11 protein-coding genes are annotated in these 12,457 nt (G+C 51.2%); 8 read left to right on the top strand and 3 right to left on the bottom strand.

Going from position 1 to position 12,457, the window contains the following annotated elements; translation table 11 throughout:
* Positions 1-165 precede the first annotated feature (165 nt).
* The gene (locus tag ACYVIY_RS22595) at positions 166-363 is read left to right on the top strand and encodes a hypothetical protein (RefSeq protein ID WP_460978676.1); all 198 of its coding nucleotides are present in this window, start codon (positions 166-168) and stop codon (positions 361-363) included.
* Positions 364-793: 430 nt separating this feature from the next.
* Here the strand turns inward: ACYVIY_RS22595 and ACYVIY_RS22590 are convergent, their stop codons facing one another.
* Positions 794-3,667: a hypothetical protein gene (locus ACYVIY_RS22590; protein WP_460978675.1), complete on the bottom strand. Its 2,874-nt coding sequence runs from the start codon at positions 3,665-3,667 to the stop codon at positions 794-796.
* A gap of 677 nt (positions 3,668-4,344) precedes the next feature.
* The gene (locus ACYVIY_RS22585; protein ID WP_460978673.1) at positions 4,345-4,668 is read right to left on the bottom strand and encodes a hypothetical protein; all 324 of its coding nucleotides are present in this window, start codon (positions 4,666-4,668) and stop codon (positions 4,345-4,347) included.
* Positions 4,669-5,033: 365 nt separating this feature from the next.
* Here ACYVIY_RS22585 and ACYVIY_RS22580 point away from each other — a divergent pair, with 365 nt between their 5' ends.
* From ACYVIY_RS22580 to ACYVIY_RS22560, 5 genes are all read left to right on the top strand, one after another.
* Entirely contained in the window at positions 5,034-5,228 is a 195-nt protein-coding gene (locus ACYVIY_RS22580) for a hypothetical protein (RefSeq protein WP_460978672.1), read from the top strand.
* A 42-nt stretch (positions 5,229-5,270) separates the two neighbouring features.
* On the top strand, positions 5,271-5,897 hold the full coding sequence (locus ACYVIY_RS22575) for an AlbA family DNA-binding domain-containing protein (RefSeq protein WP_460978671.1): 627 nt from the start codon (positions 5,271-5,273) through the stop codon (positions 5,895-5,897).
* Between the two features lie 20 nt (positions 5,898-5,917).
* A complete protein-coding gene (gene hemF / locus ACYVIY_RS22570; RefSeq protein ID WP_460978670.1) occupies positions 5,918-6,829 on the top strand; it encodes an oxygen-dependent coproporphyrinogen oxidase in 912 nt (303 codons plus the stop codon).
* A gap of 100 nt (positions 6,830-6,929) precedes the next feature.
* The gene (locus ACYVIY_RS22565; RefSeq protein ID WP_460978669.1) at positions 6,930-7,355 is read left to right on the top strand and encodes a response regulator transcription factor; all 426 of its coding nucleotides are present in this window, start codon (positions 6,930-6,932) and stop codon (positions 7,353-7,355) included.
* A 94-nt stretch (positions 7,356-7,449) separates the two neighbouring features.
* On the top strand, positions 7,450-7,983 hold the full coding sequence (locus ACYVIY_RS22560) for a DUF4199 domain-containing protein (RefSeq protein WP_460978668.1): 534 nt from the start codon (positions 7,450-7,452) through the stop codon (positions 7,981-7,983).
* A gap of 140 nt (positions 7,984-8,123) precedes the next feature.
* On the opposite strand, the gene ACYVIY_RS22555 is transcribed toward ACYVIY_RS22560, so the two are convergent.
* On the bottom strand, positions 8,124-9,230 hold the full coding sequence (locus ACYVIY_RS22555) for an o-succinylbenzoate synthase (RefSeq protein WP_460978667.1): 1,107 nt from the start codon (positions 9,228-9,230) through the stop codon (positions 8,124-8,126).
* Positions 9,231-9,327: 97 nt separating this feature from the next.
* On the opposite strand from ACYVIY_RS22555, the gene lpxK reads away from it, so the two are divergent.
* Together lpxK and ACYVIY_RS22545 are read left to right on the top strand one after the other, a co-directional pair.
* Entirely contained in the window at positions 9,328-10,380 is a 1,053-nt protein-coding gene (gene lpxK, locus ACYVIY_RS22550; RefSeq protein ID WP_460978666.1) for a tetraacyldisaccharide 4'-kinase, read from the top strand.
* A gap of 51 nt (positions 10,381-10,431) precedes the next feature.
* The gene (locus tag ACYVIY_RS22545; RefSeq protein ID WP_460978665.1) at positions 10,432-12,456 is read left to right on the top strand and encodes a putative porin; all 2,025 of its coding nucleotides are present in this window, start codon (positions 10,432-10,434) and stop codon (positions 12,454-12,456) included.
* The last annotated feature ends 1 nt before the right edge of the window (position 12,457 follow it).

The following is a 12,457-nucleotide window of genomic DNA, read 5'->3' as shown; positions in this document are numbered from 1 at the left end:
TTGTTTCAAAGTAGCGTACCGCTTTTGACTTTTGCCGCTTTCGTCATCAGCAGATGCTTCTGTACTATTAGGTGGTACTAAATTTGCTGTAATTTATCTATAGGTTCGCTAGAGAAGCTTATATTCGAATCGTGCCAACGTAAATCTCTTATCCTCACTCGCAGTATGTTCAACTTCTTCAAACTCCTTAGCCAGAGCCACGACTACAACGCCTGGCTCGGTGCCGTTCAGAAACGCCTGTTTAAATCCAGCTATACTCAGCCGCTACGACAACCGGACTATGATTACCTCTATGATATGTGGTCGATCCACGAACTGACGCCGGATCAGGCAGTTGAGAATTTCGTCAATATGGAGCGGTAGTTACCCGTACACGGCGGCCATGTCCTCGTCCGGATCGCTCGTTACAAGATCTTCAGGTAAGCTTCGGTTGTACTAAATTCGCTGTGCTCTGAGACAGCACTGATCGTTCGCTTGTCGGTCTGCTATTGGGGAGCCGGGCAAACGTATGGTGAGCTACGTGAGTGATCAGGTTGATTGGTATTCATGTGCAGTAAGTAATCTCTTTTAGGCTTTTGCTGACCAAAGCGCTTCTAGGCTGATCGTCAACCTATCGCAGTATCTTTCTCATTGATGGACTCGCAGAACACTATATGTTCGGTACGTGAGAATTCAACCCACCTACCATTACAATGACGGGACATTATTTTACAGACCAATCACTTGTTAACCAACAACGAAGCCGGACCAAACTGATCCGGCTTCGTTGATTATAAAACAGACTGGTGCCTTATTAAGGCTTGATGACTTTTACGTTCTGGCGTTGAGCAGGCATACCGGCACCAGCTCCACTTACTACCTGCAATACGTATACAGCTGACGTTTGCCCTTGCATGTCCCAATCAATCAGGTGCTCTGCCTGGGCCTGGCTCCAGCGCTGCTGACGAATGGGCTTGCCGTTTAGATCAACCAGTTCTACTTGTAAGGAGTGGCCTTCTGCGCCCCGAACAATGGCACGTAATCGGTCCTGCTGGATGGGGTTCGGAGCCAGTTCAACCTGTAAGGGTGTTTCTAGTTGGGCGATTTCACGAGCTCGGCAACTAGCGTCCACCGTCAGCCGGTAAGGACCATAAATCTTCACGGTGCCTGAACGGTCAGTCACTTTGAGGAAGAAGTTACCCTGGGTGTTAGTCTGAGCGTTGATCAGCGTTAGGCTGGACGTAGCGGTGCCCCGGAAAAGCTGGGGCGTCTCCATAATCTTAGGCGTAGAGAGGCTATTCTTGTACCATTCGTACTTGACCGGATCACCATCGACCGCTACGTTGATCACTGCCGTTCCTCCCCGGCATACAGTTGGACTGTTACCACCCGTTACGGTCGTCGAAGCCGTAGCGGTACAGCCGTTGTCCAGCCGGGTTACCGTCACAGAGTAGATACCTGGGGTACTTACCTGAGCCATATTACTCATGCCCTGTTGAATGGCTCCGGGACTAAAGCTGTAGCTAACATTGTCGCTGGTTACAGCAACAAGGGTGGACGTAGCGTTGGTAAACGATATAGGGCCTGTGTTCGTCAGGCTTACCGTTGGCGCTATGGTGTTGCTGCTAACCGTCGTTGTGGTCAGTGCGGTGCAGCCATTGGCACCAGTTACAACTACCGAGTAGGAGCCCTCCTGGCTAACTACTGCTGTTGAACTGGTACCACTCTGGCTCAACAGAGGGCCAGTGAAAGCATAATTGCTTTGCTCAGCGGGTGTAGCAATTAGCGTCACCGTAGGAGTAGCGCAGGTTATGGTGGCGGAGCTGGCTAACGTAGCATCAGGCGCTATGGTGTTGCTGCTAACGGTGGTAGTAGCCAGAGCCGTACAGCCGTTGGCTGCGGTCACAACTACCGAGTAGGAACCCTCCTGACTGACTACTGCTGTCGCACTGGTGCTATTCTGCGTGAATAGAGGACCTGTGAAGCTGTAGTTGCTCTGGTCGGCGGGCGTAGCCACTATCGTAACGGTAGGATTGGCACAAGTTATGGTGCCTGAGCTCACTAACGTAGGGGCAGGAGGCAGGTTGACCGTTACGGGAATGGATACAACCTGGCTACAACTACCCTGAGGATCATTAACCGTAAAATAGAGGGGATACGTACCACCTGTAGCTGGACTGCTAACCGTAAATGTGTTGGTGTTGGCATCGTAGGTGCCAGCCGGTGTTGTTAACGCTTCATCTTTGCTCCAGGTGGTGCTTACCTGCAAATTGTTGCTTCCTCCCACCTGCAAAGCTGGACTAGCCGTTAGTTCACAACTGGTGGTGATGGGCAGGGCCGTGAGCTTGTTGTTAATCACCCCAGGAATGGGATTACCCTGGGGGTAAACGATGGTGCCATTGTTAGTTAACGTACCTAAGTTAAGATGAGCCTGGGTGGTGTTCACCGTCAGGAAGCCCTGATTGGTGAAGGTGGCCGCATTCCCAACTGGAGCAAACAGCGTCAGAACAGCACAGGCGGCATTTGTAAAGCTAGTCTGGTTACGGAGACCATAGACACCCACAGGGCCAGTTGCTCCAATGACAATACGTGCAGAGTTAGTAAAGATGCCTGTTAAGTTAAATAAGCCAGCTTGAGTGGCGTTGTCAATCTGAATCTGGCCACCAGCAGAATTAGTAAAGGTCGCCTGGTTACCTAGGCCATACTGGCCTACCGAGGAAGTAGCACCAATACGGATACTAGCTGCATTGGTAAAGGTACCTCCTTCGTTTCTTAATCCGATTTCAGTGGAGTTGTCGATCTGGATCTGTCCACCAGTGTTATTATTAAAAGTAGCATAATTATAAAGGCCATTCTTGCCTGCCGGAGCCGTTGCGCCGATGCGAATACCCGCCACATTGGTAAAGCTGCCCGCCTGGTTGGCTAATCCATAGTCTGAGGACCGATCGATATCGATCTGACCGCCGGTATTGTTTGCAAAGTTACCTTGGTTGGCAAGCCCCGACTGCCCTACCGGAGAGGTAGAACCAATGACGATACGCGCTGAGTTGGTAAAGGTGCCTACTGTGTTGAGTAGCCCGGCAGTGGTAGAGTTGTCAAGTTGAATCTGGCCACCGGTGAGGTTATTGAAGGTGCCAAGTTGATTAAGAAGTGCATTTTGTCCCACCGAAGCTGTAGCCCCAACGACAATACTACCTGCATTGTTAAAGGTTGCATTGAACTGATTATACAGTCCAGCGGTCGTTGAGCGGTTAATCTGGATTTGACCACTGGAATTGTTAGTAACCGTACCAAACTGATTGAGAAGACCATATTGCCCCACCGCAGCCGTGGCACCAATACTTACCAGACCATTGTTTGTTACGCTACCTGCATTATAAAAGGCGGTAGTGGCACTACTAATTGACTTCGAGCCGTTGACCGTCAAGGTTGCTGAGTTTTGAATAGTGAGCACCGCGCCAAATTGTACCTCTACCGTCCTGGCTAAAACGGCCGATGTTGACCCGATAATAGGATCGTTGGTTACGTTAGGAATAATTACATCACTGCTATTCGTAGGTACACCATTGGGGTTCCAGTTGGTCGGTGTATTCCAATCAGAGCTGGTGCCCCCTGTCCAGGTGATAGTTTGGGCTTGCACAGAGAAGCCACTAAGTAACAGTAACAGATAAGTAAACAAGTGTTTCATAAGAAAAGAATTAGTTTACAGTCAGTAAGATACAATACCTATAAAGCTACTTAAGTAAAGGTGCATAGTTGACTGATTGGTGCGAGATAGTTACTAAGCGGAGGTACGAAAGGCAAAGAGACCGGCGCCAGAGTGGCCAGATATCAGTAGTTTTTCTGGCTTGTGAGTATACATCGACAAAAAAGCCAGACCGCTCATGCAGTCTGGCTTTGCACGCTCAACTTTAAACCCAAAATCCTTGATGAAGTAACAAAATATTTACCAGAAGTATTGAATTGTTTCAAAACAGGTTGGTCACTTTAGTAGGATAGTTAGACAAGCTCTTGACAAATCAGTGGTGCCTTCAACAAAAAAGCCGGGTCAAAACTGATCCGGCTTTGCTATACTACTTCTTAACTTAAACACCTGTCACGGGCTGGCCGCAACCGGTTCGGGTAAAAGACAGGGAAAATCGGCTGACGTTGCATCTAAACTGTTACATCCAACAAAAAAGATCGGACGCAACCGGCCCGATCTTTCGGCGTTCAACTTTTACGAGTGTCTGGAAGACAGTCCATCCTAAAGACGACTCGTTCGGGTGAAACGTTGCGGTAATTAGCGGTTTTTGGATGAGAGGTCAACCGTCTGGATGAGCGGAACTGCCAGGCGTTATGTCCCTCGACCTAAACCCCAATCTGTCAGTCTACCTTGAAATAGATGGGATGGATGGGATCGAACGTGCCCCCGTAGTCGTAGCGGGTGGAAAATTCGTAAAAGGTAAGTTCGACATCTTCCACCTCATTGAGCGGAAAGACCTGCCAGCGCGTGTTGCCGTCTTTGGGAGAAGGTACCACATCCCGGCAATAGCCGTAGAGACTGGTGGAATGAGTGCCCTGGTGAACCCCCGCAATGTAGGGCTCAACGGTACGCCAGCTGTTTTTATGCTTCAGTTGAATGACCCAGTGGTTTCGCATGGCGAAATCGATGAGCTTGAGGAATTTGTTTTGTATAGCTGCTTCCATCCCTTTGCAAGTATCAGGATTACATTGTCACCGAATACTATGCACTTTACATGCCAATAGAAAGCCACTAGTGACATGTTTTTCATATATTTTTTAGGAGTGAATCAAATAGAAACGAGAGCGGACCAAACAGTGACTTACACGAACGTAGTGGGCTATACGATTTAGGGCCGATGGCCGTTTTATCTGTTGAGTCAAGGTGCAGCCGAGCGAGGTTAAAAGAAGATTATAACGTTTGATTTGGCTCCTTGGCCCGTTATTTTTACCAACTATACCGAAAGACGAACGTAGCAAACACCCCGTAACTCATCGGAAGAAGAGCGCAAAACCAGCGGGACCGTCTGCTACGTAGTGATTCCAGATTCATGAAGAAATACCTTTATATCATCGCCTTATTTTCCGTTACGGCCTTTTCGTGCGATAGTACCGAAGCCGTCGATATTGAATGTACCGGAAGTACGTACAACGGGCATCAGCTCAACCGGAGTCCAAAGGGCTGCTACTACATCAACATAAATGGCAACCGAACCTTCGTTGATAGTACGTTCTGCAACTGCTGATCGGGCGAAGCAACAAAAGAACCAGCGCCTGGTTATCCTGACATGACCCGCAACCAACTTGACGAGCTTATTGAGCAGGGCGAAAGCAATCGATTAGAGTTTAAGCGTCAGATTTCGTCGGCGCATCGCATTGCCCGTACCCTGGCCGCTTTCGCCAATACGTCGGGTGGTACGTTGCTGATCGGCGTAACCGACGACGGAAAGATTGTCGGCGTACCGTCGGAGTTCAGGGAAGTTCGCAAAATCGAGGATGCTACCGATAGCCTGATCGAACCAGCGCTGAGTGTCAGCTACGAGACGATAAGCCCCGATGGCCGAAAAGTCCTGATCATTACCGTAGCAGAAAGCAGCGAAAAGCCACATCAGGCTATCGACGAAGCCGGAAAGCGTACCATTTATGTCAGGGCAAGAGACAAGTCTGTACCGACCAACAAGCTCATTATTACCCCCGAGGCTGCCGATGGCGAACTGATCCGGTCGCCGATGGCGCGCACGCTGATCCAGTACCTGCGCAAAAACGATAACATCACCGCCGATCGGTTCGCCAAGCTGATCAACGTATCGGCCTATCGGGCGGGTAAATTACTCCGGCAGATGGCCGAACAAGGGCTACTCCTGATGATCGACAAACCCCGCCCGGTTCGCTACGCCCTGAGGCTGGCTGAATAAATAGGTCTTATCTTTACGGTATGATTTCAGACCAACTCACCTCTAAAGAAACCATAACGGCGTTCTTCACCGACTTACAGGATCGCATTTGCCAGGCCCTGGTCGAAGCCGATGGAACAGGAACCTTTCGGGAAGATACCTGGAAACGACCCGGTGGGGGCGGGGGACGCTCACGAACCCTGGAGAATGGAGCGGTGATCGAAAAAGGCGGGGTCGGCTTTTCGGCCGTACACGGCGAGGCTACCGAAGTTACGTTACGGTCGCTCAATCTGACCCAACCGGCTGAGTTTTATGCCACCGGCGTATCCATCGTGCTGCATCCGCGCAATCCAATGGTCCCCATCATTCACATGAATGTCCGGTATTTCGAGATGAGTACGGGCCATAGCTGGTTTGGAGGAGGCATCGATTTAACTCCGCATTACGTAGTCGACGAAGATGCTCGGTGGTTTCATCAGCAACTTAAAACGGTTTGCGACCGGCACGACGCCAGTTACTACCCGAAGTTTAAGCCCTGGGCCGACGATTATTTTTACATACCGCACCGGCAGGAAACCCGTGGGGTCGGCGGTATTTTCTTCGATTATCTGAAACCTTCGGATGCAGCCCATAAGGCGAGTCTGTTCGCGTTTGTGCAGGACGTAGGTAACGCATTTGCGCCGATCTATACCCACTTTATGCAACAGAATCGCGAATTGCCCTACGGAGAGCGCGAAACCAACTGGCAGCTATTACGTCGGGGGCGATACGTGGAATTTAATCTGGTGTGGGACAGGGGCACCAAGTTCGGTCTGGAAACCAACGGACGTACTGAGTCGATTCTGATGAGTATGCCTCCGCAAGCTAACTGGACCTACGATCATCATCCTGAACCGAACAGCCGCGAAGAGCAGACGCTACAACGGCTACGTAAAGGAATCGACTGGGTATAAAATTGAGCCGGGGTGGTTAGGTGTCACAACCCTTGACGGATGCGTCGATTTCTTGGTTTTTGTAGTCACCAGCGCAACATTTCGTGGCTGATTTTACGGCATGAAACGGACCATTCTTTTATATAGCGTAGCACTGGCGGGCTTAGTTACGGCCCTCAAGCTGTTGGAATACCGATTTTTGGTACGCATGCTGCCGTTGGAAATATACCTTGGAACAGTTGCCATTCTGTTTACGGCCCTGGGCGTATGGGCGGGTTTGAAACTTACCCGAACCAAACCAGTGATCGTAGTGCCCGCAGACAGTCGAATCAATGGGGTACTTCCGGAAACGGTCGGCATCAGCAAACGCGAGTACGAAGTACTGGAACTGATGGCGCAGGGACTGTCGAATCAGGAGATTGCGGATACGCTCTTTGTTTCCCTCAATACCGTTAAAACGCATACCTCGAACCTGTTTCTGAAACTGGACGCGAAGCGCCGAACCCAGGCTATCCAGAAAGCCAAGGAGCTAGGGCTGATCGCCTAGTCCAAACGGGTGATTCAGCGGGTCATGGCACAAATCATACTTTTGGGTGAGGGAGGTGATTAACAGTTTGGCTTGTTTTGACCAAAAAACAACCATGAAAAAAATCGTTTTAACCTACGGTCTGATCGCCGGTACTATTGTGGGCGGCATGTTTGCCGTTAACGTTCCCTTGTGGCAGAACGGAACCATTACGTTTGACAATGGTATATGGGTGGGGTATGCCACCATGGTCATTGCCTTGTCGCTGATCTTCTTTGGCATCAAGTCCTACCGGGATAATCACGCGGGTGGATTCATCACCTTCGGCACGGCCTTTAAAGTAGGTATGCTCATTACGCTGGTCGCTTCACTGCTGTATTGCGTCGCCTGGGAAATTTGTTACAACACGGTTTTTCCGGATTTTATGGACATGGCCGCCCGGCATACCGAGTTAGGCCTGAAAGACAGTGGAGCCAGCCCGGCGGAAATCACCAAAGCCATGAACGAATTCCGGCAGAGTGCCGAGGCCTATAAAAATCCGCTGGTGCGTTTTGCCATGACTTTTATGGAAATCTTCCCGGTTGGGTTGGTCATTACGTCGCTAAGCGCCAGCCTACTGCGAAAGAAAGAGTTTCTGCCTGTAGCATAAGTGTTCCGGAGGGAGAGGCTCTCGTACACAACAGTTCACCCGTTCACAAGGAATAGATTCCGGGTATTTTGTATTGCTGATGCCTTTGTGTCGCATAGGCGTCAGCAATACGCACCGATATACTATAGGTGAGTAGCCGATTATCGCGACTGCATAGTACCTAACCCTAAAGGACTTAGATCCCAGGCTTGAGTAGCGTTGTAACGCAGGTGGCCCTGTTCAATGGTGAGCGGGCTATCGAAATTATTCTGGTAGAGCTGGCCCGTACCCAATCCCTGCGGAATCAGATTCTTGAACTGAGAAACGTATTGAGCAATGGCATTCAGCCCGATGTTTGACTCCAGCGCCGAGGTAATCCACCAGCCAATATTGAGCCGCCCGGCCAGCTCGATCCACTCGTCGCAATGGCGCAGGCCACCCAGCAGGGTCGGTTTCAGAATGATGTACTGGGGCTGAATCTTCTTCAGTAGCCGAAACTTATGGACGTACTCCATCTGCCCGATCAGCTCTTCATCGAGGGCAATAGGCAGGGGCGTATGGTGACATAATTCGGCCATTAGCTCCGTCTGACCCGCGCGGATGGGCTGCTCAATCGAATGCAGCCCGTAGGTCGACAGCCGCTCGAGTTTGGCCATAGCTTCGTCGGGGCGAAACGCGCCGTTGGCATCAACCCGGAGCGTAATCTGTTCGGGAGTGAAGCGGTCCCGGATCATGGCCAGCAGGTCGCACTCCTGCTCAAAATCAATAGCGCCAATCTTCAGCTTAAGCGTCGTGTATCCCGCGCTGAGTTTCTCTTCAATCTGCTGCCGCATAAAGGCTGGGCTACCCATCCAGATGAGGCCGTTGATAGGCAGCGAACGGTTCCCGTCCGAAAAATCGTTGGTGTACAAGACCCGTCGACCACCCGCCAGGTAATCGAGCATGGCGGTTTCAAAACCAAATAAAATACTCGGAAACTGCTGGCCGATCAGTTGATTCAGGATGATGGGTACGTTCCAGCTAAAGAGCTGAAGGTCAAGCGCGTTGAATTCCTGGCAGTACTCGCCTAAACGCTCTTCAAAATCAGCCCGGTCGTCGTAGCTTAAGCCCACCAGCGGGCCACATTCGCCGTAGCCAACAACGGCTAAATGCTCGTCGTCATAGAGTCTGATCAAATACGACGTCTTCTCGGTCAGGATACCGCGCGACGTACCCGCTTCGAAGCGAAAATGCAACGTGTATTTGAGGTAGTCGACCTTAAGACTCATTGTAACAAGTGGTGAGGGCGGGTAATCACAATCCTAAAAGTACTACTTTTGGCTGCTTGGAAAAGGCAATATTACGAAAATATTAGCGATACGTTGAGTGAATAACTGGTTACTCCTTCCACTCAGTGGAATTTATGGGTTGATAACGACGGCGCGTAACTGGTTGTTCGACAATGGGTTGTTCCAACACTATTTGCCTTCAATATACACAATCGGGGTAGGTAACCTGACCGTTGGCGGCACCGGAAAGACACCCATGGTCGAATTTTTGATTAAATGGTATGCCGCAACCGGTGCTACTACGCTCTTCGAAGCGGCTACGCTCAGCCGGGGATATGGCCGACAGACAACGGGTTTTCGGATTGCCGATGATTCCGATACTGCCGCAACCATCGGGGACGAACCGCTGCAGCTATACCGGAAATTTAAACAGCAGGTGCGCGTCTGCGTAGGGGAACGCCGGGCCGAGGCCATCCAGCGTTTACTGGAACTCCATCCCGAAACGTCGCTGATCCTGCTCGATGATGTGTTTCAGCACCGGGCTGTGCGGCCGCAACTGAATATCCTGCTGATGGATTTTAACCGGCCGTTCTATACTGATTATCCGTTTCCGGCCGGGCGGCTTCGGGAACCAAGACGAGGAGCCGACCGGGCCGATGCGGTGGTGGTCACGAAATGCCCGCTTACCCTCTCCGATGCTGATCAGGAACGTATGGCCTGCCAGATTCGGCAATACGCCCGACCGCAGACGCCGATTTTCTTCGCCGGGCTGCAGTATGGACAGCCAGTCGCGTTTAGCGGCCGACCTGTCGCACCCGGATTAAGGGAAGTTGTATTAGTATCGGGTCTGGCCAATGCCGATCCGCTGGAACGATACGTTCGCCAGACGTTTCAACTTCTGAATCACTACCGGTTCGCTGATCATTACACGTACACGCAGGCTGATCTTGACCGAATTATGGCCGATCTGCCAACCGAAGCAGCGGTAATAACCACCGAAAAAGACTGGGTTAAACTCGATGCGCTGCTCACGCCCGAACAGCGAAACACCTGGCCTTTCTATATCCTGCCCATCGGGATGACGTTTCTGGAACGGGCCGGTGAGAATTTTTCCGATTATCTGACCCGGCAACTCCTTAAAAATCGTTAACCAGTTACCCCTACGTTCGGCCATACGGCGATTTAGCGTATTTTTGAGGCAATGAATCGACTTCTTTTCTGCGTACTTTTTTTTGTTAGTCTCACGCATACCGCCTGGGCGCAGCAGTTCCCCGGTGGTACGCAGTTGCCCAATGGCTTTCCCGGCGGGTTTGGTGGCCAGCAGGGGCGACCAGGGTCCTTCTCCAGCGCAACCACCAGCAACAACGGGATTGATGACTCAACCAAAGTCATATACGGGCCGAAGTCGACCCGCTTCTTTTTGGAGGAGGACGTTTTTAATAACCGTAAAAAGTTATACACGGTCGATACCACGATGGACGATGCCCATCGGTTTACGTACGTACAGCGGAGCCAGAACCAGTACCAGGATTTAGGAACGCTCGGAACGCCCATGCGGCCGGTATTTGTGCAGGTACCGCAGCAACTGGGGGCTCAAACCGGTTATTACGTGTTTTCGCCCTACGCTTACCAAACGATGGGCGTACGTTATTTCGATACGAAGTCGCCGTTTACGGATATGTATCTGGCCTTGGGCGGACGGAATCAGAACATCCTGCGCTTCGACTTTTCGCAGAACATTTCGCCCCGCTGGAATGTCGGATTCAACGCCCAGCGCTTTACGTCGCAGAAGCAGTTTGGCACTAGTGGCCCCAATGATCCAAATAAACTTTTGGCGCAGAACTGGGGATTTCTGGGGCATACCAACTACCGCTCCAAAAACGATAAGTACACCCTGCTGATGCACTTCATTAATATGAATCACAGCTTCGACGAGCAGGGGGGCGTGTTGCCCGGAGAAACGGCCGAAGGGGCACCGATCGTCTATAACTATACCGGTGATCCGATCCTGCGAAGTGGCGATTCGCAGTTTCGGGTGCAGGGACCGCACGGCTGGGAAATCCGCAACGACTGGCACGTGTACCACCAATACGTCCTGGATCAGGGGTTTCAGTTGTATCACCGACTCGATTACCGGCGGCAGAAGAACTTTTACCAGGACGACACTCTACGGTTGAACCAGTCGGTTACGTTACTCGATAATTCAGTCCGGCGCTTTTATCCGTTCATCCAGGGCGATACGTCCCGCATCTTTCAGGAAGCCCGATTCCGGCAGGTCGAAAACCAGTTCGGTCTCAAAGGCGTTTACCGGCGCGGGGGGTCCGCGTTCAATTACCGGGCTTACCTACGCAGCCGGATCTTTGGGCAGTATACGCGGTACAATACCTCCCGCATCAACTTCAACGAATACGAAACCCGACGAGTCGAAACGTTTCTGGGCGGTTGGCTGGGCTACTATTTCCCGGACAGTCTGTCGCAGGTAACGGCCGAGGCCGAATACCAGGTCGGCGGTGGGTTCCGATTGCAGGGGCAGTTCGACAGCAAGTTCTTAACGGCCGGCTACACGGCCATGCTGGTGCAGCCAACGCTGTTGCAGGAGCGCTTCCAGAGTATGATTTACTTCTGGCGTAACGATTTCAAGCTGCGCGGCTATAACTATGCGTATGGTAAGCTGAACCTGCGGTACAAGAAACTACGAGTCGAGCCGGGCATCGACTACTACTTGCTGAGCAACTACACATATTTCGATACGAACGCCGTAGCCCGGCAGGCTTCTGGTTCTTTTAGTGTATTACGTACCGGATTGGGTTATCATCTTCAGTTAGGAAAATTTCTGGTTTCGGGGCAGGCCTATTATACCGTTCAGTCCCGTTCCGATATTCTGCGAACGCCACCGTTCTTTATGAATACCCGGCTTCAGTATGAGTTTCTGTACGCCAAGGTCCTCTATATACAGGCGGGTATTGATCTGCACTACAAGTCGCCCTATTATGCCGATGCGTATATGCCCGTTACGCAGCAGTTTTATCTGCAAAACCGGCAGCGGGTAGAAGGTTACGTGCTGGCTGATCTGTACGCGAACCTGCGGGTCAACCGAACGCGGCTGTTTGTCAAACTCACCCATGCCAACGAGGGCGTATTTGCGCCCGGTTACTTTGTAGCACCTGATTTCCTGCAAATGCGCCGGGGTTTCGCGTTTGGCGTTGACTGGTATTTATTCGATTAAA

It is taken from the genome of Spirosoma knui, from assembly GCF_054780635.1.
The sequence above is the reverse complement of the archived record's forward strand: the minus strand, read 5'-3'. Positions and strand labels throughout refer to the sequence as shown.